Genomic DNA, 23,439 nt, shown 5'->3' on the forward strand with positions numbered 1-23,439 from the left:
TCCCACCCGTCCTGATCACGGGTGACCCGCGCCCAGCGTAGCCCGTACGCGACGCACGCCCGAGGATGCGCACCGAGGAGGAACAACGCGGTGGTGAGGGTGTGACGTTCATCTCGACGGCCGATGGCGCACAGTGGACGCATGACCGATGATCGTTTCCGCGACCCCGACGCGTCCGCACTCCGTCACGACGTCACGCTTCTGGTCCGTGCCGGGTGTGCCGCCTGCGAGCCCGCGCACCGGCAGCTCGAGCAGCTCTGTGAAGAGTTCGGGCTGCAGGTCACCTGCATCGATGTGGACGAAGCTGCCGCAAGGGATCCCGAATTGCGTGCCGAATTCGGTGACCGTCTGCCCGTCGTCCTGCTGGACGGGCGGGAGCACAGTTATTGGGAGGTGGACGAGGCGCGACTGCGTGCCGATCTGGCCCGCTGAGCGGACCCTCGTCGGCCGTGACGCAGGTGAGAAGCACATTCGGGGGCCTTCGAGCAACTTTGTGCATGGCTTCACAAGCGGTTACCGTGGGGTGAACGAAATCCCCGGATCACCGTGAGGCCAGACGTGTGTCCACAGGCCGGACGAGGAGCCACAACGTGACGCAGTTGCACCCACCGCAGGGCGAGGACGCCCGCGGTACCGCCGACTCCGGCGGGGGTGCCGCTCCCGTTGTCCCGGTGAGGGATATCCCCCAGGCTACTGTGACGCGTCTCGCGACCTATCTGCGGGTCCTCGGAGCGCTCGTCGAAGCAGGCACTCTGATCGTGTCGAGCGAGGAACTCGCGTCCGCCGCCGGGGTCGGTTCGGCCAAACTCCGCAAGGATCTGTCGTTCCTCGGACCGAACGGCGTGCGGGGGGTCGGATACGACGTCCTGCGCCTGCAGTCGCGTATCGAAAACGCTCTCGGCCTCGACCGCGGACACCGCGTCGTGCTGGTCGGTGTGGGCAACCTGGGTCGTGCGCTCGCCCGGTACCCGGGCTTCGATCGGCGCGGGTTCACCATGGCGGGCCTGTTCGACGCCGATCCCGCGATCGTCGGAACCCGCGTCGGCGACCTGATCGTCCGGCATGTCGACGCGCTCGAAGAGGACGCCCGCGAACTCGGTGCCACCATCGCAGTCGTCGCGACTCCCGAAGACGTCGCCCAGCACGTGTGCGACCTGCTCGTGCGGTCGGGCGTCCGGAGCGTGCTGAGCTTCGCCCCGATCGAACTGGATGTGCCCGACCACGTCGAGGTGCGCCGGGTCGACCTCGCCGTGGAGATGCAGGTGCTGTCGTTCAACAGCACTCGCCACGACGAACTCGTCCGAACCGCAGACGGCGCCCGGGCGTCCGGTCTCGCGCGAGTGTCCACGCAGAGTTCCGCTCGGCGAACCCAAACAGGTAAGGCGGGCCCACTGGGTCCGGCCGTGACCAGAAACGGATCGGTGATCGCGCCGTGAGTGTTCTCCTCGTCGGGATTTCGCACCGGAGTGCTCCGGTCTCGATTCTCGAGAAGGTGGCGGTCGCAGATACCGACCGCCCCAAGCTCACCGACAAGATGATGGCGTCCGGCCGCATCTCCGAGGCCATGATCGTCTCGACCTGCAACAGGGTCGAGGTGTACACGGTCGTCGATGCGTTCCACGGCGCCCTGTCGACGGTCGGTGAGTTGCTCGCCGAACATTCGGGGCTCGACCTGGCCGAACTTCAGAAGCACGCCTACGTCCGGTACAGCGAAGCCGCAGCCGAGCACCTGTTCTCCGTGGCCAGCGGACTCGACTCGATGGTGGTCGGCGAACAGCAGATCCTCGGGCAGATCCGCACGGCATACGCGTCGGCCGATGCCCAGCAGGCCGCCGGCCGGACCCTGCACGAACTCGCGCAGCAGGCGCTGCGCGTCGGCAAGCGGGTGCACTCCGAGACCGGGATCGACTCCGCCGGCGCCTCGGTGGTGTCGGTGGCTCTCGACAAGGCCTCGGCATTCCTCGGAGGTGACGGGCTGCGCGGCCGCACCGCCGCGGTGATCGGTGCCGGTGCGATGGGCGGCCTCGCCGTCGCGCACCTCACCCGTTCCGGCGTCGGCACGATCGTGCTGGCCAACCGCACGCGTGAGCGCGCCGAGCGACTTGCCGAGACGGCCCGTGCCAACGGCGTCGAGGCCGACGTCGTTGCGTTCGACGATCTCGCCTCCGCACTGTCGCGCGTCGATGTCGCCGTGACCTGCACCGGCGCAGTCGGAACGGTGGTCACCCTCGCCGACGCGCACCGTGCGCTCGCACAGCCAGGACGCGGCGAGCGTCCCCTGGCGATCTGCGATCTCGGTCTGCCGCGCGACGTGGAACCGGCTGTGGCCGGTCTGCCCGGCGTGACGGTGTTCGACATGGAGTCGCTGCAACGCGATCCTGCCGCCGGTGCCGCGTCCTCCGACGCGGAGGCCGCGCGCGCGATCGTCGCGTCGGAACTGTCGCAGTACCTCACCGCGCAGCGGCTCGCCGAGGTCACCCCCACGGTCACGGCACTGCGTCAGCGTGCAGCCGAGGTCGTCGAGGGCGAACTGATGCGTCTGGAGTCACGCCTGCCCGATCTCGAGGACACGCAGCGTGACGAGGTCGCACGCACCGTCCGGCGAGTGGTGGACAAACTGCTGCACGCGCCGACCGTGCGGGTGAAGCAACTCGCCTCGACCCCCGGCGGCGACCAGTACGCGGAAGCTCTGCGCGAGCTGTTCGAGCTGCGTCCGGGCGCGGTCGACGCGGTCGCCACCCCGACCAAAGAACTTGGGTCGCTGACCGACCCGACCATGGCGACGGACCTGTCCGCCGCACTCGACCCTGCGGTCACCACTGAGCTGCAGGCCCCACGAAAGGACGGCAAGGCATGAGCACCGAAGCCGCTTCGGCAACCCGGATCGACGCACCCGGGCAGCGCCGCACCTTGCGGATCGGCACCCGCGGCAGTGTGCTCGCCACCACCCAAGCCGGAACGGTGCGCGACGCGCTGGTAGCCGCCGGGCATCCCGCGGAACTCGTCATCATCACGACGAAGGGTGACGTCACGCCGGGCCCCGTCCAGCGGATCGGCGTCGGCGTGTTCACCGCCGAACTCCGTGAGGCGCTGCTCAACGGCGAGGTCGACATCGCAGTCCACTCGTACAAGGACCTGCCCACCTTCCAGGACCCGAAACTCGTCGTCGCGGCAGTGCCGCCGCGGGAAGATCCGCGCGACGCGCTCGTCGCCCGCGACGGTCTCGTGCTCGGTGAGCTGCCGTCGGGCTCGAAGGTCGGGACCTCCGCGCCCCGCCGTCGCGCCCAGCTCGCCGCGCTGGGACTGGGCCTCGAGCTCGAGCCGCTGCGCGGCAACATCGACACCCGCATCGGCAAGGTCGACTCCGGCGAACTCGACGCGATCGTGATCGCGCGCGCCGGGCTGTCGCGCATCGGCCGGCTCGACCGGGTCACCGAGGCGCTCGAACCGGTACAGATGCTGCCTGCACCGTCGCAGGGGGCTCTCGCGGTGGAGTGCCGCTCCGACGATGCCGAGACGATCGCGTTGGTCGCGCCTCTCGACGACGCCGCCAGTCGCGCCGCTGTGGTCGCGGAGCGGTCGTTGCTCGCCGAACTGGAAGCCGGCTGCACGGCTCCCGTCGGGGCGCTCGCCGAGGTCGTCGAGTCGATCGACGAGGACGGGCGCGTCTTCGAGGAGCTGTCGGTGCGAGGCTGTGCCGCCGCGCTCGACGGTTCGGACGTGCTGCGCGCGAGCGCGGTCGGCGCCCCCGAGCGTGCCGAGGAACTCGGCCGTGCGGTGGCCCGCGAACTGCTCGAACTCGGTGCCCGGGGCCTGATGACCGCCGACGGCATACTGCCCGAACAGGCCACGGCGGATGATTGACGTGGCCGTGTTGTTCCCCCTTTTTTCCCTTACCGCAGATTTGACCGCACTGGAGAATGACCGATGAGCCGAGTCCGTAAGAACACTCCCGGACGGATCCTGTTCGTGGGATCTGGACCGGGCGATCCGGCACTGCTCACCGTGCGCGCGCACGACGTGCTCACGGGTGCCACCATCGCTTTCACCGACCCCGATGTCGACAAGGGCGTCGTTGCGCTCGTCGGGACCGATCACGGCACCGACCCCGAGACGGGGGAGCCCGTCGCCGAGGTCCGGCCCGCCCTGGGCGAGCCCGCCGAGGTGGCGAAGACGCTCGTCGCGGAAGCCAAGGCGGGACGCGACGTCGTGCGCCTGGTCGCAGGCGATCCGCTCACGACCGACTCGGTGATCGCCGAGGTCAATGCCGTCGCCCGCACGCAGGTCGTCTTCGAGGTTCTGCCGGGCCTGCCCGCCGGATCGTCGGTGCCGAGCTACGCGGGCATGGCCCTCGGCTCGTGTCACACCGAGGTCGACGTGCGCGGCGAGGTCGACTGGGCCGCGCTGGCCGCGGCTCCGGGCCCGCTCGTCCTGCACGCCACGTCGGGGCATCTGGCCGAGACCGCGAGCGCACTCGTCGAGCACGGACTCGCGCCCCAGACTCCCGCTGCGATCACGGTGCGCGGCACCACGCGTCAGCAGCGCACCGTCGAAGCGACCCTCGCGACGCTCAACGACGCGGGTTCCGAACTCGTCGGCTCGCTCGTCGTGACCGTCGGCAAAGTGGTCTCGCAGCGCAACAAGATGTCGTGGTGGGAGTCGCGCGCCCTGTACGGCTGGACCGTGCTGGTGCCCCGCACCAAGGAACAGGCCGGGGAGATGAGCGATCGTCTCGTCACCCACGGCGCCATTCCGATGGAGGTGCCGACGATCGCGGTCGAGCCGCCGCGCAGCCCGGCGCAGATGGAACGTGCGGTCAAGGGTCTCGTCGACGGCCGCTACCAGTGGGTGGTGTTCACCTCCACCAACGCGGTGCGCGCCGTGTGGGAGAAGTTCGAGGCGTTCGGTCTCGACGCTCGTGCGTTCTCGGGCGTGAAGATCGCGTGTGTCGGTCAGGCCACCGCCGACAAGGTGCGCTCGTTCGGCATCATCCCCGAACTGGTTCCGAGCGGAGAGCAGTCCAGCGAAGGCCTGCTCGCGGAGTTCGCGCCGTACGACGACGTGTTCGATCCCGTCAACCGGGTTCTGTTGCCCCGGGCCGACATCGCGACCGAGACGCTCGCCGAGGGTCTGCGTGAACGCGGCTGGGAGATCGACGACGTCACGGCCTACCGGACCGTCCGGGCGGCGCCGCCGCCGGCGTCGACCCGCGAGATGATCAAGACCGGAGGGTTCGACGCGGTGTGCTTCACCTCGTCGTCCACGGTCCGCAACCTCGTGGGTATTGCCGGAAAGCCGCACGCGCGCACCATCGTCGCGTGCATCGGACCGAAGACGGCCGAGACCGCGATCGAGTTCGGCCTGCGCGTGGACGTGCAGCCCGAGACCGCTCAGGTGGGACCGCTCGTCGAGGCCCTGGCCGAGCACGCGGCCCGGTTGCGCGCCGAAGGTGCGCTGCCTCCGCCGCGGAAGAAGTCCCGCGCCCGCCGCTGATCCCCGTACGGCGTGGTGTCTCTCCTGGAAGGTGATGTAGTCCGAATGTTTCCCGAGATTCGTCCGCGCCGGTTGCGCAGTACGCCGGCGATGCGTCGGCTGGTTGCCGAAACCTCCCTCGAGCCGCGGCATCTCGTGTTGCCGATGTTCGTTGCCGACGGAATATCGGAGCCTCGCGAGATCACGTCGATGCCGGGTGTGTACCAGCACACCGGCGAGTCGCTGATCGCTGCGGCGTCCGCCGCGGTCGAGGCGGGTGTCGGCGGGCTGATGCTCTTCGGCGTGCCTCGCGCCGAAGACAAGGACGCCCGAGGGTCGGGTGCGACCGACGAGAACGGCGTCCTCAATCGCGCTCTCAGGTCGCTGCGCAGCGAACTCGGCGACTCGACGGTGCTGATGGCCGACACGTGCCTCGACGAGTTCACCGACCACGGGCATTGCGGAGTGCTCACCGACTCGGGCGTCGTCGACAACGACGCGACGCTCGAGCGGTACGCCGACATGGCCGTGATTCAGGCGGAGTCGGGCGCTCATCTGCTCGGGCCGAGCGGGATGATGGACGGCCAGGTCGCGGCGATCCGCGCGGCGCTCGACGACGCGGGCTACACGGACGTGGGCCAGCTCGCCTACGCCGCGAAGTACGCGTCCGCGTTCTACGGCCCGTTCCGCGAGGCCGTCGGCTCGTCCCTCGACGGCGATCGCCGGACCTACCAGCAGGACCCGGCGAATCGTCGCGAGTCGCTGCACGAGGTGGATCTCGACCTCGCCGAAGGCGCCGACATGGTCATGGTCAAGCCGGCGATGTCGTACCTCGACGTGCTCCGGGAAGTCGCGGACCGGTCGCCGGTGCCGGTGGCCGCCTACCAGATCTCGGGTGAGTATTCGATGATCTCCGCCGCGGCCGCGAACGGCTGGATCGACCGTGACGCCGCGATCCTCGAATCGTTGATCGGCATCCGCCGTGCGGGTGCGGACATCGTGCTCACCTACTGGGCCGCAGAGGTCGCGGGCCGGCTGTCGTGAGCTTTCCCGTACCCCCGCCGGTGTCCGCCGCGCCGTCCGAGCGGCCCGTACCCGCGGATGTCACAACGGCGTACCAACTGTGGTGTGGAGTACTCGGCCTCGCTGTCGTGACGCTCGTCGCGAGCCTGGTCGACATGGTGGCCAGGCGTACCGAACTGGTCGATCTCATGACCGAGATGGCCCAGGATCCGGCGTTCGAGGGCGTCACGAGCGAGCAGTTGGAGTCCGCGGTGCCGGTGGTGGTCGGGCTCACCGCCGCGCTCGGTCTGGCACTCATCGGTGTCCTGTACCTCGTGGTCAGGCAGTTGCGGCGTGCCAAGAACTGGGCCCGAATGCTGCTGACCCTGCTCGGGGTGTTCATGTCCCTGTCGACCCTGCCGACAGTGTTCGGTGTGGGGGTCGGCGGCGGCACCCTCGGCTGGATACTCGGTTTCGTGGGCATCGTGCAAGCGGTGCTCACGGTGGGTGCGATCGTTCTGATGCACCGGAAGGACTCGAACCGGTACTTCCTCCGGCTTCCCCAGGATTAGAGCGCGTCACCGGGTTCAGATCCGCGTGCGGGGATAGTACGGTGAGCGCTGGCATCCACGGCCGGACACGGCCGTTCCCGTCGACCTCGAGGACGTCATGCAGGTGGAACCGAGGCCCTATGGGCGTCGTCGCGAACTGGTCCTGATCGCCCTGATCGCCGTGCTCGGCCTGGTGACCACGCTGCTGATCGTGATACCCGGAGCACTCACCGCTTGAGCGGCACATCTCCCACCGGCGATATCACCGTGCCGCTGTTCCACGAACCGGGTGGCCGCTGGCGCACGGTGGCCTACGGTCCGGTGCTGTGCGCGGTGGGACTAGCGGTCGAGATCGCGACCGGGCCGGTCGTCCACTGGATCGCGCTGCCGGTGATCGCGCTCCTGCTCGCCGGATTCGTCTATCCGATGGTCGTCGCTGCCCGGCGGCACGTGAGTGTGGAGCTCACTCCGACCGTGCTGCGCCAGGGCACCGAAGAACTGCCGGTGGACGACATCGAGGCGGTGCTGCCGCCGTCGGCCGACCCGTGGAAGCCGGATCGGTGGGAATCGGCCCGCACCCTCGGCGAACTCTCGGGCGTGCCCCGGGGTCGCACCGCTGTCGGGCTGCGCCTGCGCGGCGGCGCACTTGTCCGGGCCTGGGCGAAGGACGCGGACGGACTGCGGGCGCGACTCGAGGAACTCGTTCGTGCCGCAGGTACCCCCTAGGGGTATATTTGCGGGCGTCCCCCCGAGAAAGGAACACACCACCATGCAGACCACGTACCGCGTCGAGGGCATGACCTGCGGGCACTGCGTCGCCGCCGTGGAAGAAGAAGTCGGCGCGCTCGACGGAGTGACCGCCGCGAAGGCCGACCTCGAGACCGGACAGCTCGTCGTCGACAGCGGCAGCGAACCGGATAGGGCTGCGGTCGCCGCCGCCGTCGACGAAGCGGGTTACGCGCTCGCGCCCTGAAGCGGAGCGACCGCGCCTTCCCGGTCGAGCATCGCCGAGCCGAGCAGGTACTCCGGCACACCGAGACCTTCGGCGAGCGTGAGGGCATACGGACGCAGGGTGCGGCAACGCTCGTTGATGCCGCGCCCCACGGCCTTGGCGCGCTCCACCGACAGCTGCCGATGCTCCATGAACCAGGCCTTGTCGCCGTCGATCACGGTGAGCGCGTAGAGGTCGCACAGCTCCGAGAGCAGGCCGCACGCCGTTTCGTCCTTGCAGTCGTCGATCGCCGCGACGAACGCTTCCAGCACCACGCGGTCGATATGCGCTTCGGCGGCGTGCAGCACATGGTCCTGCACGAAGTTGAACGCGTCGAACGCGTTCTCCTCGCGGTTCATGGCCGCTTGGAGGCGTCGCGCCGCCGTCGAGATCAGATACTGCTCGCGGTCCTCGAACATCGTCAGCTGCGTACCGCGGTTGAAGAGGCTGCCGTCCTCCTCGTTGTCCTGCCGGGTGTCGAGGAAGGTCTGGATGATCTGCTGCGCAGCGGTCCGCTTCTTCACGACATCGGAGATCGTCGTCGCGGCGAAGCGCATCCAATCCACCGGGCTCATGCCCTGCACCTCGTCGGCGTAGGAGGTGAGCAGTTCCTTCGCCACGAGCTGGGTGAGCACATGGTTGTCACCCTCGAACGTCGTGAACACGTCCACGTCGGCGCGCAGAGCGGTGAGCCGGTTCTCCGCCATGTAGCCCGCGCCGCCGCACGCTTCCCGGCACTCCTGGATGGCTCGTGACGCGTGCCAGGTGTGGGCCACCTTCAGGCCTGCGGCACGACCCTCGAGTTCGCGCTGCTCCTGGGGATCGAGGTCCTCCAGCGACATGGACTGGAGACGGTTCATGGTGCTGAGCAACTCGTTCTGCGCGAATCCCAGTGCATATGACCGCGCGATGAGCGGGAGCAGACGGCGCTGGTGGACGAGGTAGTCCATGATCGGCACCTCCGCCTCGCGGCCCGGCGCGTCGAACTGCCGGCGCTTCTCCGCGTACTGCGTGGCGATGGTCAGTGCGACCCGCGCCGCGGCGCCCGCGGACCCACCGACCGTGATGCGGCCGCGCACCAGCGTGCCGACCATCGTGAAGAACCGGCGGCTCGGATTGTCGATGTCGGACACGTACGTGCCGTCCGGTTCGACATCCGAGTACTTGTTGAGCAGGTTCTCGCGGGGGATCCGCACCGAGTCGAACATGATCCGGCCGTTGTCGACGCCGGGCAGTCCGCCCTTGTGACCGCAGTCCGAGGTGGTCACCCCGGGCAGGTCGTTGCCGTCCTCGTCGCGGATGGGAACGACGAAGCAGTGCACGCCGTGCGACTCGCCGCCGGTGACCAACTGTGCGAACACCGCCGCGACCTTTGCGTGCTGCGCCGCACCGCCGATGTAGTCCTTCCGGGACGACGGAGTGGGCGAGTGGACGACGAATTCCTGGGTTGCCGGGTCGTACGTGGCGGTGGTCTCCAGCGCCTGGACATCGCTGCCGTGCCCGGTTTCCGTCATCGCGAAGCATCCGAGCAGATCGAGGTCGATGAGCGGCCGGATGTACTCCTTGTGGTGACGCTCGGTCCCGAGGTTCTCGATCGCGCCGCCGAACAGTCCCCACTGCACCCCGGCTTTGACCATCAGCGACAGATCAGACATCGCGAGCATCTCGATCGACGCCACCGCCCCGCCGGGGTCGCCGGTCCCGCCCGACTCGACGGAGAAACCGGACGCCGCGTAGCCGCGCTCCGCGAGGATCTTCATCTGCTTCAGGGTGATCGCGCGGGCCTCCTCGAGGTCCGGCGTGTAATGCGGCGCGAACGCGGGGTCGGCCAGATCGGTGCGGGCGCGGTGGCGGGCGTCGTGCCACGCGCCGTCGAGTGCGGTGCGGAGGTGTTCGGCTGTGGTCGGCATGGCTCGACCATAAGGTGATCCGCCCCGGAAAAGGCAGCCTTTCCCTACCGTCCGGGAGAAGAAACACACCAGGTTTGGCGCACTGCTTTTTTGGCAAATCCGGCGAAACTGGGACACTGGAAGTCGTGACTGCGACTCCCGATGCTGCGCCCGACCGCGACACCCGATCCGCCGCACTCTTCCGACGGGCATCGAAGGTCACTCCCGGGGGTGTGAACTCTCCGGTCCGGGCGTTCGGATCGGTCGGCGGCACGCCCCGCTTCATCGCTTCGGGCTCGGGATGCACGCTCACCGATGTGGACGGAAATACCTACGTCGACCTGGTGTGTTCCTGGGGTCCGATGATTCTGGGGCACGCGCATCCCGCCGTCGTCGACGCGGTCCGCACGGCCGCTACGTCGGGCCTGTCGTTCGGCGCGCCCACGGACGGCGAGGTCGAACTCGCCGAAGAAATCGTCGCTCGAATTGCTCCCGTCGAGCAGGTACGGCTCGTCAACTCCGGCACCGAAGCGACCATGAGCGCGGTACGTCTTGCGCGTGGATTCACCGGACGGTCCAAGATTGTGAAGTTCTCCGGCTGTTATCACGGTCACGTGGACGCGTTGCTCGCGGATGCCGGATCGGGGCTCGCCACGTTCGGGCTGCCCACCTCCCCGGGTGTGACCGGGGCGCAGGCGGGCGACACGCTGGTGGTGCCCTACAACGACCTCGACGCCGTACGCGCGGCGTTCGAGGCGAATCCCGGCGAGATCGCCGCGGTCATCACCGAGGCTGCCGCCGGAAACATGGGCACGGTGCCGCCGGTGCCCGGATTCAACGAGGGACTGAAGGCGCTCACCCGTGAGCACGGCGCGCTGCTGATCATGGACGAGGTCATGACCGGATTCCGTGCGAGTGCCACGGGCTGGTACGGCATCGACGGGGTCGCCGGTGACCTGATGACGTTCGGCAAGGTGATGAGCGGCGGGTTGCCCGCCGCCGCGTTCGGCGGTCGCGCCGACGTGATGGCGCACCTCGCCCCCGCGGGTGCGGTGTACCAGGCCGGCACCCTGTCCGGTAACCCCGTGGCCGTCGCCGCCGGGCTCGCGAGCCTGCGCGCCGCCGACGCCGAGGTCTACGCCGCGCTCGACCGCAATGCCGCGACGCTCGGCCGCCTTCTCGGCGAGTCCCTGAGCGCCGAGGGCGTGCCGCACCGGATCCAGAACGCCGGCACCATGCTCAGCGTCTTCTTCACCGAGGACCCGGTCACGAATTACGACCAGGCCAAGGCTGCCCAGACCTGGCGTTTCCCCGCCTTCTTCCACGCGTTGCTCGACCATGGCGTGTACGCGCCGCCGAGTGCATTCGAGACCTGGTTCGTGTCCGCCGCCCTCGACGACGCCGCGTTCTCGCGGATCGCCGATGCCCTTCCGCACGCGGCCCGCGCAGCCGCCGCCGCGACCGCGCCCTGACCTGCCCCGTAGACGACCTGCCCGTCCTGATCCGTTCGCTCCGCCCATCACCCCGAGGAATACTCACGTGACCGAAGCCGCCCCGTCCGAGACCCGCACCATCGTGCACGTGCTCCGGCACGGTGAGGTGCACAATCCCGACGGCATCCTGTACGGCCGCCTCCCCGGATTCCAGCTGTCGGCGACCGGTGAAGCGCAAGCCCGGGCCGTTGCGGCTTCCCTCGCCGACCACGACATCGCGCACGTCGTCGCCTCGCCGCTCGAGCGTGCACAGCAGACCGCCGCGCCCATCGCGGAGAAGCACGGCCTCACCATCCGCACAGACGAGAACCTGATCGAAGCCGCCAACGACTTCGAGGGCCTCAAGGTGTCGGTGGGCGACGGTGCGCTGGGCCGGCCCCGGCACTGGTGGAAACTCCGCGACCCGTTCACCCCGTCGTGGGGCGAGCCGTACCTGCAGATCGCGCACCGCATGCTCGCCGCGGTCAACGCCGCGCGCGTCGCCGCAGCCGGTCACGAGGCCGTCTGCGTGAGCCACCAGCTCCCGGTGTGGACGCTGCGCCGCTTCCTCGAGGGCGAGCGGCTGTGGCACGACCCGCGCCACCGTCAGTGCAGCCTCGCATCGCTCACCTCGCTCGTCTACGAAGGCGACACCCTGGTCGACCTCGTCTACTCCGAGCCGGCCGGTGCCTCCGACCCGAACGTGCACGGCGCATGAGAAAAGTGTTCGGGGTGGTGTGCGCGGTACTGCTGAGTGCCGGGCTGCTCACCTCGTGTGCGACCGGAGACGATGCCGTCGCGACCGGCGGTACGTTCGACTTCGTGTCGCCCGGTGGGCAGACCCGCATCTTCTACGATCCGCCTTCCGAGCGCGGCACCCTCGGTGAGCTGACCGGTGACGACCTCATGAACGAGGGCGCCACGATTTCCCTCGAGGACTTCGCGGGACAGGTCGTCGTGCTCAACGTCTGGGGCCAGTGGTGTGCACCCTGCCGTAGCGAGGCCGACGATCTCGAAGAGGTCTACGAGCAGACCAAGGATCTGGGAGTCGAGTTCCTGGGCATCAACGTCCGCGACAACCAGCGCGACAAGGCGCAGGACTTCGTCGTGTCGCAGCAGGTCGGCTACCCGTCGATCTACGACCCGTCGATGCGGTCGCTCCTGGCGCTCGGACGCAACTATCCGACGTCGGTCGTGCCCACCACCGTGGTCCTCGACCGCGACCACCGGGTCGCCGCCGTCTTCCTCACCGAACTGCTCGCAAGCGACCTGCAACCGGTCGTGGAACGCGTCGCAGCCGAAGCGGACGAGGGGTAGATCGTGAGCGGGGCAGCGGGCGCGGGAATGCTGATGTCGGGGACTGCGGAGGCGGTGCTTGCCTCCGGAGTCGGCGACACCTTCCAGAACACGGCGCTCTCCGGTCCGCTGCTGCTCGCCGTCGGCGCGTGCATGCTTGCGGGCCTCGTCTCGTTCGCCTCCCCGTGCGTTGTTCCCCTCGTCCCCGGATACCTGTCGTATCTCGCGGGCGTCGTCGGCGCCGAGGCACCGGCCGTCACCGCGGATCAGGCCGGAGCGCGCACCACCAAGGTCCGTGACGACGGCCGTCTGCGCGTCGCCGGTGCGGCCGCGCTGTTCGTCGCGGGATTCACCGTCGTCTTCGTGCTCGCGACGGCGTCGGTCTTCGGGGCGATCTCGGCGCTCGCCGTCAACAGAGAACTGCTCATGCGCATCGGCGGCGTCGTCACGATCGTCATGGGACTGGTGTTCATCGGGCTCATTCCGGCCCTGCAACGCGATACGCGTCCCGAGCCCCGGCGCATCTCGAGCCTGGCCGGTGCTCCGCTGCTGGGCGCGGTCTTCGCACTCGGCTGGACCCCGTGCCTCGGCCCGACGCTGGCCGGCGTCATCTCGCTCGCGGCCGGCACCGAAGGCACCACCGCTGCGCGCGGAGTGACCCTCATCGTGGCCTACTGCCTCGGCCTCGGCCTGCCGTTCATCGTGCTCGCGCTCGGCTCCGCCAAAGCGCTGCGCGGCGTGGGCTGGTTGCGTACGCACGCGCGTACCGTGCAAATCGTCGGCGGCGTCCTGCTCATGGTCGTCGGAATCGCTCTCGTCACCGGGGCATGGGACCTGTTCGTGTCCTGGGTTCGGGACGCCTTCATCTCGGAAGTGATCTTGCCAGTATGACCGCCACAGACACGCCCGCTCCTGCCCCGCAGCGACCGCCGCGGCAGACCCCCGCCGGGAGGGCGTTCGCTCTCGTACGCAACACCTGGCGCGGCCTGACCTCCATGCGCACGGCGCTGGTGCTGTTGTTCCTGCTCGCGCTCGCCGCGATCCCGGGCGCCCTTCTGCCGCAGCGCAGTCTCAATGCGGGCAAGGTCGACGAGTACATCAGTGCCCGTCCGACCCTCGGGCCGCTCATGGACAGGCTCGAACTCTTCGACGTGTTCGGCAGCTTCTGGTTCACCGCGATCTACGTGCTGCTGTTCGTCTCTCTCGTCGGCTGCATTCTGCCGCGCTGCGTCGCGCACTACCGGGCGCTGCGCACCCCGCCGGTACCGGCGCCCCGAAACTTCGCGCGTCTGCCGCACCACGTCGAGACCACCGTGGACGACGCGCCCGACGCGGTGCTCGACCGGGTACGCGGGCAGTTGCGTGGGTGGAAGGTCGAGCGTCGGGAGGGCGGACCTCGCGCTCACGACGGCGAGCTGACCCTCTCGGCGGAGAAGGGCTACCTGCGGGAAGTGGGAAACCTGGTCTTCCACATCTCGCTCGTCGCGTTGCTCGCGGCCGTCGCGATCGGCAAGTTGCTCGGTTACGAGGGGCAGCGAATCGTGGTCGCGAACGGCGAAGAATTCTGCACGACGTCACCCGCGGCGTTCGACTCGTTCATCGCCGGCGTGAACCTCGACGGCACGGGCCTGAACCCGATGTGCCTGCGCGTCAACGATTTCTCGGCCGACTACCTCGACACCGGCCAGGCCGAGATGTTCACGTCGAACATCGAGTACCAGTACGGCGACGACCTCGCGACCGACACCTGGCGCGACGCCCAACTGAAGGTCAACCACCCACTGCGCGTCGGCAGCGACCGCGTGTACCTGCAGGGACACGGTTACGCGCCCACGTTCACCGTCACCTGGCCGAACGGCGAGACCCGCACCGAGACGCTGCAGTGGGCGCCCGAGGACGCGACGACCTTCCTCAGCAGTGGCGCGATGCGATTCGACCCGCCCGGCGACATGTTCACCGAGCAGGACGAGCGCCGGAAGAACCAGATCGCGATCGAGGGTCTGTTCGCCCCGACGGCCTCCTTCCACGGGACGCTGTTGTCGTCGGTGTTTCCCGCGATGCTCGACCCCGCGGTCGCGATCGACGTCTACAAGGGTGAAGCCGGCCTCGACACGGGCAGTCCCCAGTCGTTGTTCTCGCTCAACAAGGAACTGATCAACCAGGGCCGCCTCGTCAAGCAGGACCGCGTGAACCTCATGCCGGGGGAGAGCGTGACGCTGGCGGACGGCACGCAGGTGCGTTTCGACGGTGCCGTCGACTTCGTGAACCTGCAGGTCTCGCACGACCCGGCACAGCAGTGGGTGCTGGTCGCGGCGATCACGATGATGGCGGGTCTGCTGGTCTCCCTCGTCGTGAAACGACGCAGGGTATGGGTTCGGGTGTATCCGGCCGGTACAGTGACAGACGGTAAACGACGAACCGTAGTAGAGGTCGGTGGGCTCGCGCGCACCGATCAGGCCGGGTGGGGCGACGAGTTCGACCATCTGGTCGAGCGACTTCTCGGACAGTCCCCCACGCACGTCGGCACTTCACACGACGACATCGCCTCCGCCCCGGCGGCACAGGAGAAAAAGGCATGACACTCAACGACACCCTCGCGCAGTACAGCGACTGGGCCTTCGAGTCGGCGTTCGCGGTGCTGGTACTGGCACTGATCCTGCTGGTCGCCGAATATGCGACGCACCGCGCCGACGCTGTCGCCGAGCGCGAGCGGGTGCTCGTCGCGTCGGGCAGCAGCGTTCCGGCCGACGGACCGGGCCGGGTCACCGAGACGAACGGCCGGACGCTGTCGCAGCGCCTGGGCAACATGGGGCGCGCGCTGGTCGTGGTCGTCGCCGCTCTCCAGATCGCGTCCATCGTGTTGCGCGGATTCGCCACGGAACGGTTCCCACTCGGCAACATGTACGAGTTCGTGGCGATGGCGTGCACCGCGGCGATCGTCTTCGGCCTGGTGATGCTCCGCAAGCCGTCCTACCGCATCATGTGGGTGTACGTGCTGGTTCCGGTGCTCATCCTCATGTTCCTCGCGGCCACCGTGCTCTACGCAGACGCCGCGCCCGTCGTGCCCGCGCTGCGGTCGTTCTGGCTCCCCATCCACGTCACGATCATCAGTGTCGGCAGCGGCATCTTCCTCGTCTCGGGTGTCGCGAGCCTGCTGTTCCTGCTGCGCATCCGTTACCCCAAGGGCGAAGCGTCGAGCGGGTTCTTCGCTGCGATGGCACAGCGTCTTCCCGATGCCCAGATCCTCGACCGGCTCGCCTACCGCACCACGATCATCGGTTTCCCGTTGTTCGGCGCCGGCATCATTCTCGGCGCGATCTGGGCCGAAGCGGCGTGGGGCCGGTTCTGGGGCTGGGACCCGAAGGAAACCGTCTCGTTCATCACCTGGGTCATCTACGCCGCGTACCTCCACGCACGCGCCACGTCGGGCTGGCGCAACACCCGCGCGGCCTGGATCAACGTCGCGGGCTTCGTCGCGATGCTGTTCAACCTGTTCATCATCAACATGGTCGTCTCGGGCCTGCACTCGTACGCCGGACTGAACTGACCCCTGCTATCGTCGCGCCGTCGCAGGCGAACAGCGGGGGGGAGTAGGCGATGGGGGACGGAACGCAGGGGGACGGAACGCAGCTACCGGGGGCGGGGCAGCCGACTGCACGAGACCTCGACGCGTCGCTACTGGTTCGCCCGGTGGCCTCGCCGCCGCGCCGGGGATGGCGTCGTGCGGTGTTCCACGCGAGCGGTGGCCTGCTGACCATCGGTGACAGCGCACGGGAGCAACGCCGTCGCGACCTCGTCGACAAAGTGCGCACGCCGTCGCACGGGTGCTCCCGGATCGCGCTGCTGAGTCTCAAGGGAGGGGTCGGCAAAACGACCACGACGGTCACTCTCGGGTCGACCTTCGCGGCGCTTCGCGGTGACCGGGTCGTCGCTGTCGACGCGAACCCGGACCGGGGAACCCTCAGCCAGAAGATCGCCGCCGAGACCACCGCAACGGTCCGGACTCTCCTGCGTGACGAGCAGCGGCTCGATACCTACGCGGACGTCCGGGAGTACATGTCGCAGAACTCGCATCGCCTCGAAGTGCTCGCGTCGGACACCGACCCGGCGGTCTCGGAAGCGTTCAGCGGGGAGGACTACGAGCGCACTCTCGCCGTGCTCGAGCGTTTCTACAGCATCGTTCTCACGGATTGCGGAACCGGACTCATGCATTCGGCGATGCGCTCGATCCTGGGAAACGCGGACACGCTGATCGTCATCAGTTCGGGGTCGGTGGACGGCGCGCAGAGCGCATCGGCGACGCTCGACTGGCTCGAGGCGCACGGATACCGGGATCTCGTCTCGCAATCCCTCGCGGTAGTCAATGCGGTACGGCCGCGCTCGGGAAAGGTCGATCTCGACCGGCTCGTGGGACATTTCGCGCAGCGTTGCCGCGCGGTGCACGTCCTGCCGTTCGATCCGCATCTGGAAGAGGGCGCGGAGATCGATCTCGGCCGGTTGCAGGAAGGCACGCGGCGGGCACTGCTGGGCCTGGCCGCGGACGTCGCGGCCGGTTTCGCCGAGTCGGGCACGGGTTCCGGCCGCAGCAGAAAGCCGTGAATGCGTGTCTTCGTGACGTCGTTGTTCGTGACGTGGGGTCTATCTCGCAGGATCGTCGGTGCGTCCGGTGTTCCGGCGACCGGGAACCTCACTTCCCGGTATCGCCACTGTCCGGGTCGGGTCGCGCCGTGTCGTCAGGCGGACGGCGTCGTACTTCGCGGTCGACCTTCCAGAGGAACTCGGGGTCGTCGTCGGGACCGACGACCCGGGTGGGCGGCTTTCCGGAATTGGGCCCGTATGCCTTCCACAGCAAAACGGCCAGTGTCACCGCGCCGATGAGGGCCAACAGGTAGAGCACTACGCACCTCCTAGCCGTGGACGGCACCGTCGGGGGGATCCGGTGCCGGCGTCCTACGTTCCCACAGTCTATGCGCCCCGGAGTTGTGCCCGTTGGGACGGGTGTGACCGGTAACGGGTCGGGTCCGGGTGGTGGTGCGTTCACCGCAGGCGCGGGCAGCGGTCGGGTCCGCTGCGGAGCAAGCCCTGCGGAGTTTCAGCGGCGCGTGATCAGCGTGTGGCTTCGGTCGTCAGGGACCGAAGGAGCGTGAGCACTTCGGACTCGCGGAATCGACGGTGGCCGCCTGGTGTCCGGAGTGACCCCAGTCGACCTGCGTGAGCCCACCGGGTGACCGTCTTCGGGTCCACATGGAACAGGGCTGCCACCTGGCCCGGAGTGAGCAGGGATTCTTTGGCGCCGTTGAAAGTGGGTGCACTCATCTTGAAATCCTCCCGGTTGGATTGCCTTGATCGAGGTATTCGATCGTGTTGTCCAGTGACATGGTTGCACCGGAACCCCTGGTTGCTCGAACGGTCAGCCGTTGGTAAAGCGGAAGTAATAGACAAAACGGACGAGCGGCCAAGCCTCAGGGGTCGGTGTCCCGTGCCCGTACCGCGCCGACAGTTACCCTGGAAGGGTGAACGACGAACGCCGGAACGACTCCCCGGAACAAGACTCCTCCTCGGATAGCCGCTCCGAGGGCATTTCACACACAACGCCCGCGAAGGGCGCCGTGCGTGCTTCCGGCAGCACGGGCACCCTCGTTCGCGATGTGGCGCTGTACTCCCTCGCGCGGCTCGGACTCGTCGTCGTGCTCGCGCTGCTGATCATCTACGTGCCGCGTGTCTTCGGTGTCGAGATCCCGCTGCTGGTGGCCGCGCTGTTCGCAGTGCTCATCGCGCTCCCGGTCTCGCTGGTGCTGTTCAAAACGCTCCGCCGTCGCGTCAACGAGGGCATCGCTGCCGTCGACGAGCGCCGCCGGACCGATCGCGCAGATCTGGAGAACCGGCTGCGCGGTGAAGGCCGCCGGTGACCGACGTGGGTGCCGCGGTCGTCGACCGCAGCGAGCCGCGTGACTGGGTCGACAATGCCGTCCGGCTGATCGAAGCGGACGCGCAGCGGAGTGCCGACACCCATCTGCTCCGCTACCCTCTTCCCCCCGAATGGGGCGTGCAGCTGTATCTCAAGGACGAGTCGACGCACATCACCGGCAGTCTCAAGCACCGTCTCGCACGGTCGCTGTTCCTGTACGGCCTGTGCAACGGGTGGATCACCCGGGACACCCCGATCGTCGAGGCGTCGTCCGGGTCCACCGCGGTCAGCGAGGCGTATTTCGCGAAGCTTCTCGGTCTCGCCTTCGTCGCGGTCGTGCCGCGCACGACATCCCCGGCCAAGGTCGCGCTGATCGAGGCGCACGGTGGCCGCTGCCACTACACCGACCGGCCGTCCGAGATGTACAGCGAGGCACGACGTCTCGCCGACGAACTCGGTGGGTGCTTCATGGACCAGTTCACGAACGCCGAGCGTGTGACCGACTGGCGCGGGAACAACAACATCGCCGAAAGCATCTACTCGCAGATGCGGCTCGAGCAGCACCCGGTGCCGGACTGGATCGTGGTCGGCGCCGGCACCGGAGGAACGAGCGCGACGCTGGGTCGCTTCATCCGGTATCGCCGTCACCGGACCCGTCTCGCGGTGGTCGACCCGGAGAACTCGGCGTTCTTCGGCGGCTACGAGAGCGGTTCGGCCGACTACACCACCGGAATGCCGTCCCGTATCGAGGGGATCGGCCGGCCGCGGGTGGAACCGTCGTTCGTCCCGGAGGTCGTGGACCGCATGATCCGGGTTCCGGACGCGGCGTCGATCGCCGCGATGCGGCACGCGAGCGAGGCGCTCGGCCGGCGCGTCGGCGGGTCGACGGGGACCAATCTGTGGGGTGCCTTCGGGCTGGTCGCGGACATGCTCGCCGACGGCCGCCGGGGGAGCGTGGTGACGCTGCTGTGCGACGGCGGCGAGCGGTACAGCGACACGTACTTCTCCGACGACTGGCTCGCGGCCGAGTCGATCGACCTGGCGGAGTCGACGGCTGTGCTCGAGAAGTTCGCAGCCACCGGACTGTGGAGTCCCGGCATACCCGACTGACCCCTGTCGAGGGTCTCTGTTTGTCAACATCTATTGACGTCGCCACAGTTGTCAACCTACATTGACAGCATGACCGAAACCACCGACCTGGCGGCATCTGCCGCGAGCCCCGACCCGGCAGTGGGCCTTCGCGCGGTCCGCGCGCTCCGGCGACTGCTCGAGCGACTCGAGACGGTCCAGGTGGAGAACGCGAGGAATCAGGGCTGGTCCTGGCAGGCCATCGCCGACGAACTCGAAGTGAGCAGACAGGCCGTCCACCAGAAGCACAACCGGAAGCGCAGGTGATCGTCGTGTTCGAAAAGTTCGCAGACAGTGCCCGGTCCGCGGTGGTCGCCGCGCAATCCGAGGCGAAACGACTCGAGGCTCAACGGATTCACCCGTCGCACCTGCTGCTCGGAGTCCTCGTCAGCGCGGACGAGCCTCTGCGCGACCTGCTCGCCGACGCGGATCTCACGGTCGACGGTCTCCGCGACGACTGCGCCGCACAGGCACCCGGCGATGCGCTCGGTGCCGACGACGCTGCCGCACTCGACGCGATCGGCATCGACCTGGGCGCGGTGAAATCGCGGCTCGAGGAGACGTTCGGCGAAGGTGTTCTCGACCGCGATCCTTCTGGAACGGGGGATGCCGGACGCGGGAATCTCTGGGGGCGGTTCGGCCACATCCCATTCGACAAGGGCGCCAAGAAGGTGCTCGAACTGTCTCTCCGAGAGGCGATCGCCCGGCACGAACGGGTCATTCGTGCCGAACACCTCCTGCTCGGTGTGCTCCGGTGCGGCGACCCGTCGGCCACCGCGCTGGTCGAGGCGCACGTACACCGCGACGAACTGCGACGACGCCTCGTCGAGCACCTCGACGAGGCCGCCTGAAACCTCTGCGACTCCGTGGCAGGCGATGTGCCACAGTGACTGCATGATTTCACTTGTACTGCGGTTGATCATCAACGCCATCGGCCTGTGGCTTGCCGCTCAATTGGTGTCCGGCATCAGTGTCACGGAACCCGGAGGCGCGTCCCAGACCGACCTCGGGACGATCATCACGCTGGTCGTGCTCGCGGTGATCTTCACCGCGGTGAACGCACTGGTCAAACCGATCGTGAAGATGCTGTCGCTGCCCTTGGTCATCCTGACCCTCGGGCTGTTCACCCTCGTCGTCAACGCGCTGATGCTCTGGCTGACCGCATGGCTCAGCGGATTCACCGACTACGGACTGACCATCGCCGGATTCTGGTCCGCCTTCTGGGGCGCGATCATCATCTCGCTCGTCAACTTCGTTCTCGGCCTGGCCGTACCCGACCGCGACTGACGGTGCCCGTTCCGGGCGGCAGTTCTGCCGCCCGGAACGACGACTCAGCCGAAGGCCAGTGCCAGACCTGTCGCGGCCGCCCACACCAGCATCGCCAGCCCCGAGTCGCGCAGTGCCGGAACGAGAGCGAGCCCCGAGGCTCCGGACCGGACCGGCGCGTTCGCGCGCACGGCGAACGGGGCCGCGAGCAACCCGGCCGCCGCCCACGGCGTCGCCGCGACGAGCGCCACCGACAACACGAACGGCACCGTGACGAGAACGAGGTGCAGGATTCGGGTCCGGCGGTCGCCCAGACGGACGGCGAGGGTGCGTTTTCCGGTGACGGTATCGGTCGGGATGTCGCGGAGATTGTTCGACACCAGGACGGCGCTCGAGAACGATCCGACGGCCACCGCGCACGCGAGTCCTGCCCAGTCGACGCGGCCCGCCTGCACGAATTGCGTACCCAGCACCGCAACGAGACCGAAGAACACGAACACGGCAACTTCGCCGAGACCGTTGTAGCCGTACGGGGTGCGGCCGCCGGTGTAGAACCACGCGCCCGCGATGCACAGCGCCCCGACGACGATCAGCCACCATGCACTCGTCAGCGCCAGTGCGATGCCGGCTACCGCGCCGATTCCGAAGCAGACGAACGCCGCACGTTTGACCAGCGCGGGGGCGACGAGCCCCGACCCGACGAGTCGCACCGGGCCGACACGGTCGTCGTCCGTCCCGCGCACACCGTCGGAGTAGTCGTTCGCGAAGTTGACGCCGATCACGAATGCGAGTGCCACGACGAGCGCGAGGAGCGCCTTCCACCACACCGCCTCACCGAGCGCTGCGGCCGCCCCCGTGCCTGCAAGGACGGGAGCGATCGCGTTGGGGAGTGTGCGCGGACGTGCGCCTTCGATCCAGTGACCAGCGGTTGCCATGCTTCGATCTTCGCACCTTCGCGACGCCGGTTCTCACGCCCCGTCGCGCGGCTGCGAAGGGCGCTACGAAAACCGGGCGACGAGCGCGCGACGATCGACCTTGCCCGGACCCCGCACGGGCAGCGACTCGACGACGTGCAGTTCCCGCGGCGCCGCGGTGATGTCGAGTGACGCCGCGGTGTGTGCGCGCAGTGAGTCCAGCGTGGGAACCGCGCCGTCCTCGGCCACGACGATCGCGGTGACCCGCTGCCCCCATCGCTCGTCGGGAAGGCCGATCACGGCGACCTCCCGGACCGCGGGGTGCTCGGCCAGCACCGCTTCGACGATCTGCGGAACCACTGTCAGGCCGCCGGTCGAAATGGCTTCGTCGAGCCGGCCCAGGATGCGGAGCACCCCGCCGTCGAGTACTCCGGCGTCGTCGGTGCGGAACCATCCTGCCTCGACGAACGCGGGATGATCGGGGAGCCCGCGGTATCCGGACGCGAGGGTCGCCCCGCCGAGCAGGACCCGTGAATCGTCGCCGACCCGCACCCGCACCCCGTCGAGCGGGACGCCGTCGTACACGCAGCCGCCGCACGTCTCGCTCATCCCGTACGTGCGCACGATCTTCAGCCCGGCATCGAGTGCACGGCGTAGCACCGGCGCGGGAGTGGCCGCCCCGCCGAGCAGGATGCCGTCGAGATCGGCGAGCGCCGCCCGTGCCCCGGAGTGGTCGAGAGCCTTGACCAGCTGGGTCGGAACGAGGGAGGTGTAGCGGCGGGGTCCGGGCATCGCGGCGACCGCGTCGGGGAGGAGGGCGGGATCGAACCCGCGCGAGACGTCGACGACGGTGGGCTCGGTCCCGGACAGGACGCTACGGAGTAGCACCTGCATTCCGGCGATGTGGTGTGCGGGCAGAGCGAGCAGCCACGAACCGGTGCCACCGAGGCGAGCGTGTGTGGCGTCGCCGCTCGCTCGCAGCGCGTCCACGGTGAGTTGAGCGCCCTTCGGCACTCCAGTCGTGCCCGACGTGGCCACCACGAGACCGATCCGCTCGTCGATCGGATCGCCGGGCCGCAGCGCGTCGGTGAGCCGCCGGGTCTCGCGTGCGTCTCCGGCGGGAACCGGCAGCAGTGGGGGAGCACTTCCGTCGAGAAGCCGTTGCAGGGTCGGGACAAGCGTGCGGACGACATCCCCCGAGGGGACGGCGAGCGGGGTCAGCAGGGCGGTCATGCGCGGGAGGCGGTCACAGGTCGTGGTCCGTCCGGTCCCAGTTGCCGGTGCCCAGGTGCCGGTGCACCCGATCGATGTCGCGGTCGGACGGCATCTCGTTCGTGATCTTGGTGATGAGAACGGCGATGTCCGTCTTGTCGATCGGGAGATCCCCGTCGTCGACGAGCCTGCCGGCCACCTGATCGACCTCTTCCTCGGACAGCCGGCGGGACAGCAGCGCGAAAAGCGGCACGTAGTCCTGCTCGGGAACCCCGTCCGGGTAGCCCGCACGGAGCCACTCCACGATGGAGGTGAGGATCGGCGGAAGAATCATCTGG

The 23,439-nt window shown here is 68.5% G+C and carries 27 protein-coding genes; 21 read left to right on the forward strand and 6 right to left on the reverse strand.

Annotated features, from left to right (window positions below):
- The first annotated feature begins 141 nt into the window (after positions 1-141).
- From ACLQ3J_RS07000 to ACLQ3J_RS07040, 9 genes are all read left to right on the forward strand, one after another.
- Entirely contained in the window at positions 142-432 is a 291-nt protein-coding gene (locus ACLQ3J_RS07000) for a glutaredoxin family protein (RefSeq protein WP_425902674.1), read from the forward strand.
- A gap of 158 nt (positions 433-590) precedes the next feature.
- Positions 591-1,436, forward strand: a complete 846-nt coding sequence (locus tag ACLQ3J_RS07005; RefSeq protein ID WP_378608295.1) for a redox-sensing transcriptional repressor Rex — start codon at positions 591-593, stop codon at positions 1,434-1,436.
- Entirely contained in the window at positions 1,433-2,857 is a 1,425-nt protein-coding gene (locus ACLQ3J_RS07010) for a glutamyl-tRNA reductase (RefSeq protein WP_169619422.1), read from the forward strand. The genes ACLQ3J_RS07005 and ACLQ3J_RS07010 overlap by 4 nt, the downstream gene beginning before the upstream one ends.
- On the forward strand, positions 2,854-3,864 hold the full coding sequence (gene hemC, locus ACLQ3J_RS07015) for a hydroxymethylbilane synthase (protein ID WP_296549449.1): 1,011 nt from the start codon (positions 2,854-2,856) through the stop codon (positions 3,862-3,864). The genes ACLQ3J_RS07010 and hemC overlap by 4 nt, the downstream gene beginning before the upstream one ends.
- Positions 3,865-3,927: 63 nt before the next feature.
- Positions 3,928-5,493 carry a uroporphyrinogen-III synthase gene (locus ACLQ3J_RS07020; RefSeq protein WP_378608289.1) on the forward strand — a complete coding sequence of 522 codons (1,566 nt, stop codon included), beginning with the start codon at positions 3,928-3,930 and terminating at the stop codon, positions 5,491-5,493.
- A gap of 45 nt (positions 5,494-5,538) precedes the next feature.
- Entirely contained in the window at positions 5,539-6,516 is a 978-nt protein-coding gene (gene hemB, locus ACLQ3J_RS07025; protein ID WP_169619428.1) for a porphobilinogen synthase, read from the forward strand.
- Positions 6,513-7,046 carry a hypothetical protein gene (locus ACLQ3J_RS07030; RefSeq protein ID WP_296549451.1) on the forward strand — a complete coding sequence of 178 codons (534 nt, stop codon included), beginning with the start codon at positions 6,513-6,515 and terminating at the stop codon, positions 7,044-7,046. Before hemB ends, ACLQ3J_RS07030 begins: the two co-directional genes overlap by 4 nt.
- Before the next feature lie 213 nt (positions 7,047-7,259).
- Positions 7,260-7,751, forward strand: coding sequence for a hypothetical protein (locus ACLQ3J_RS07035; protein WP_422424481.1), 492 nt, complete (start codon positions 7,260-7,262; stop codon positions 7,749-7,751).
- A 43-nt stretch (positions 7,752-7,794) separates the two neighbouring features.
- Positions 7,795-7,998, forward strand: a complete 204-nt coding sequence (locus ACLQ3J_RS07040) for a cation transporter (RefSeq protein WP_169619430.1) — start codon at positions 7,795-7,797, stop codon at positions 7,996-7,998.
- Here ACLQ3J_RS07040 and ACLQ3J_RS07045 read toward each other — a convergent pair.
- Positions 7,980-9,926, reverse strand: coding sequence for an acyl-CoA dehydrogenase (locus ACLQ3J_RS07045; RefSeq protein ID WP_169651271.1), 1,947 nt, complete (start codon positions 9,924-9,926; stop codon positions 7,980-7,982). The genes ACLQ3J_RS07040 and ACLQ3J_RS07045 overlap by 19 nt on opposite strands.
- A gap of 125 nt (positions 9,927-10,051) precedes the next feature.
- Here ACLQ3J_RS07045 and hemL point away from each other — a divergent pair, with 125 nt between their 5' ends.
- The 7 genes from hemL (at position 10,052) to ACLQ3J_RS07080 (ending at position 17,272) form a co-directional block, all read left to right on the forward strand.
- A complete protein-coding gene (hemL, locus tag ACLQ3J_RS07050; RefSeq protein WP_169619433.1) occupies positions 10,052-11,377 on the forward strand; it encodes a glutamate-1-semialdehyde 2,1-aminomutase in 1,326 nt (441 codons plus the stop codon).
- A 67-nt stretch (positions 11,378-11,444) separates the two neighbouring features.
- Positions 11,445-12,095: a histidine phosphatase family protein gene (locus tag ACLQ3J_RS07055; protein WP_169619435.1), complete on the forward strand. Its 651-nt coding sequence runs from the start codon at positions 11,445-11,447 to the stop codon at positions 12,093-12,095.
- Positions 12,092-12,694: a TlpA disulfide reductase family protein gene (locus ACLQ3J_RS07060; protein ID WP_169651270.1), complete on the forward strand. Its 603-nt coding sequence runs from the start codon at positions 12,092-12,094 to the stop codon at positions 12,692-12,694. The genes ACLQ3J_RS07055 and ACLQ3J_RS07060 overlap by 4 nt, the downstream gene beginning before the upstream one ends.
- A gap of 33 nt (positions 12,695-12,727) precedes the next feature.
- Positions 12,728-13,564 (forward strand): cytochrome c biogenesis CcdA family protein, encoded by an 837-nt coding sequence (locus tag ACLQ3J_RS07065; RefSeq protein WP_378528551.1) that lies wholly within the window; start codon positions 12,728-12,730, stop codon positions 13,562-13,564.
- Positions 13,561-15,252, forward strand: coding sequence for a cytochrome c biogenesis protein ResB (resB, locus tag ACLQ3J_RS07070; RefSeq protein WP_169619439.1), 1,692 nt, complete (start codon positions 13,561-13,563; stop codon positions 15,250-15,252). The genes ACLQ3J_RS07065 and resB overlap by 4 nt, the downstream gene beginning before the upstream one ends.
- Positions 15,249-16,220, forward strand: a complete 972-nt coding sequence (ccsB, locus tag ACLQ3J_RS07075; protein WP_296549453.1) for a c-type cytochrome biogenesis protein CcsB — start codon at positions 15,249-15,251, stop codon at positions 16,218-16,220. Before resB ends, ccsB begins: the two co-directional genes overlap by 4 nt.
- A 50-nt stretch (positions 16,221-16,270) precedes the next feature.
- Complete coding sequence (locus ACLQ3J_RS07080) at positions 16,271-17,272, forward strand: MinD/ParA family ATP-binding protein (RefSeq protein ID WP_169619444.1); 1,002 nt, start codon at positions 16,271-16,273, stop codon at positions 17,270-17,272.
- 88 nt (positions 17,273-17,360) lie between these two features.
- On the opposite strand, the gene ACLQ3J_RS07085 is transcribed toward ACLQ3J_RS07080, so the two are convergent.
- A complete protein-coding gene (locus ACLQ3J_RS07085; protein WP_296549454.1) occupies positions 17,361-17,570 on the reverse strand; it encodes a hypothetical protein in 210 nt (69 codons plus the stop codon).
- Between the two features lie 209 nt (positions 17,571-17,779).
- Entirely contained in the window at positions 17,780-17,989 is a 210-nt protein-coding gene (locus tag ACLQ3J_RS07090) for a BldC family transcriptional regulator (RefSeq protein ID WP_072704338.1), read from the reverse strand.
- A gap of 263 nt (positions 17,990-18,252) precedes the next feature.
- On the opposite strand from ACLQ3J_RS07090, the gene ACLQ3J_RS07095 reads away from it, so the two are divergent.
- From ACLQ3J_RS07095 to ACLQ3J_RS07115, 5 genes are all read left to right on the forward strand, one after another.
- Complete coding sequence (locus tag ACLQ3J_RS07095) at positions 18,253-18,582, forward strand: DUF4229 domain-containing protein (RefSeq protein ID WP_169619618.1); 330 nt, start codon at positions 18,253-18,255, stop codon at positions 18,580-18,582.
- Between the two features lie 5 nt (positions 18,583-18,587).
- Positions 18,588-19,691 (forward strand): PLP-dependent cysteine synthase family protein, encoded by a 1,104-nt coding sequence (locus ACLQ3J_RS07100; protein ID WP_425902761.1) that lies wholly within the window; start codon positions 18,588-18,590, stop codon positions 19,689-19,691.
- 69 nt (positions 19,692-19,760) lie between these two features.
- Complete coding sequence (locus ACLQ3J_RS07105) at positions 19,761-19,976, forward strand: helix-turn-helix domain-containing protein (protein WP_378608263.1); 216 nt, start codon at positions 19,761-19,763, stop codon at positions 19,974-19,976.
- A 5-nt stretch (positions 19,977-19,981) separates the two neighbouring features.
- A complete protein-coding gene (locus tag ACLQ3J_RS07110; RefSeq protein ID WP_296549457.1) occupies positions 19,982-20,560 on the forward strand; it encodes a Clp protease N-terminal domain-containing protein in 579 nt (192 codons plus the stop codon).
- A 43-nt stretch (positions 20,561-20,603) separates the two neighbouring features.
- Positions 20,604-20,996, forward strand: a complete 393-nt coding sequence (locus ACLQ3J_RS07115) for a phage holin family protein (RefSeq protein WP_169619454.1) — start codon at positions 20,604-20,606, stop codon at positions 20,994-20,996.
- 44 nt (positions 20,997-21,040) lie between these two features.
- Here ACLQ3J_RS07115 and ACLQ3J_RS07120 read toward each other — a convergent pair whose 3' ends face one another.
- The 3 genes from ACLQ3J_RS07120 to ACLQ3J_RS07130 form a co-directional block, all read right to left on the reverse strand.
- Positions 21,041-21,910 (reverse strand): 1,4-dihydroxy-2-naphthoate polyprenyltransferase, encoded by an 870-nt coding sequence (locus tag ACLQ3J_RS07120; RefSeq protein ID WP_169619456.1) that lies wholly within the window; start codon positions 21,908-21,910, stop codon positions 21,041-21,043.
- Between the two features lie 63 nt (positions 21,911-21,973).
- Positions 21,974-23,122 carry an o-succinylbenzoate--CoA ligase gene (gene menE, locus ACLQ3J_RS07125; RefSeq protein WP_425902678.1) on the reverse strand — a complete coding sequence of 383 codons (1,149 nt, stop codon included), beginning with the start codon at positions 23,120-23,122 and terminating at the stop codon, positions 21,974-21,976.
- Between the two features lie 13 nt (positions 23,123-23,135).
- Positions 23,136-23,435: a DUF3349 domain-containing protein gene (locus ACLQ3J_RS07130; protein ID WP_169619460.1), complete on the reverse strand. Its 300-nt coding sequence runs from the start codon at positions 23,433-23,435 to the stop codon at positions 23,136-23,138.
- Positions 23,436-23,439: the final 4 nt, after the last annotated feature.

It is taken from the genome of Rhodococcus sp. DT1, from assembly GCF_049844875.1.
Classification (GTDB): domain Bacteria; phylum Actinomycetota; class Actinomycetes; order Mycobacteriales; family Mycobacteriaceae; genus Rhodococcus.

Excerpts from the sequence above, each read along its gene's own strand:
- hemB (WP_169619428.1), top strand. The coding sequence starts at position 5,539 with ATGTTTCCCGAGATTCGTCCGCGCCGGTTGCGCAGTACGCCGGCGATG.
- ACLQ3J_RS07040 (WP_169619430.1), top strand. The coding sequence starts at position 7,795 with ATGCAGACCACGTACCGCGTCGAGGGCATGACCTGCGGGCACTGCGTC.
- ACLQ3J_RS07090 (WP_072704338.1), bottom strand. The coding sequence starts at position 17,989 with ATGAGTGCACCCACTTTCAACGGCGCCAAAGAATCCCTGCTCACTCCG.
- ACLQ3J_RS07120 (WP_169619456.1), bottom strand. The coding sequence starts at position 21,910 with ATGGCAACCGCTGGTCACTGGATCGAAGGCGCACGTCCGCGCACACTC.
- menE (WP_425902678.1), bottom strand. The coding sequence starts at position 23,122 with ATGACCGCCCTGCTGACCCCGCTCGCCGTCCCCTCGGGGGATGTCGTC.
- ACLQ3J_RS07065 (WP_378528551.1), top strand. The coding sequence starts at position 12,728 with ATGTCGGGGACTGCGGAGGCGGTGCTTGCCTCCGGAGTCGGCGACACC.
- ACLQ3J_RS07115 (WP_169619454.1), top strand. The coding sequence starts at position 20,604 with ATGATTTCACTTGTACTGCGGTTGATCATCAACGCCATCGGCCTGTGG.
- ACLQ3J_RS07130 (WP_169619460.1), bottom strand. The coding sequence starts at position 23,435 with ATGATTCTTCCGCCGATCCTCACCTCCATCGTGGAGTGGCTCCGTGCG.
- resB (WP_169619439.1), top strand. The coding sequence starts at position 13,561 with ATGACCGCCACAGACACGCCCGCTCCTGCCCCGCAGCGACCGCCGCGG.
- ACLQ3J_RS07060 (WP_169651270.1), top strand. The coding sequence starts at position 12,092 with ATGAGAAAAGTGTTCGGGGTGGTGTGCGCGGTACTGCTGAGTGCCGGG.
- ACLQ3J_RS07020 (WP_378608289.1), top strand. The coding sequence starts at position 3,928 with ATGAGCCGAGTCCGTAAGAACACTCCCGGACGGATCCTGTTCGTGGGA.
- ACLQ3J_RS07105 (WP_378608263.1), top strand. The coding sequence starts at position 19,761 with ATGACCGAAACCACCGACCTGGCGGCATCTGCCGCGAGCCCCGACCCG.
- hemC (WP_296549449.1), top strand. The coding sequence starts at position 2,854 with ATGAGCACCGAAGCCGCTTCGGCAACCCGGATCGACGCACCCGGGCAG.
- ACLQ3J_RS07000 (WP_425902674.1), top strand. The coding sequence starts at position 142 with ATGACCGATGATCGTTTCCGCGACCCCGACGCGTCCGCACTCCGTCAC.
- ACLQ3J_RS07080 (WP_169619444.1), top strand. The coding sequence starts at position 16,271 with ATGGGGGACGGAACGCAGGGGGACGGAACGCAGCTACCGGGGGCGGGG.
- ACLQ3J_RS07045 (WP_169651271.1), bottom strand. The coding sequence starts at position 9,926 with ATGCCGACCACAGCCGAACACCTCCGCACCGCACTCGACGGCGCGTGG.
- ccsB (WP_296549453.1), top strand. The coding sequence starts at position 15,249 with ATGACACTCAACGACACCCTCGCGCAGTACAGCGACTGGGCCTTCGAG.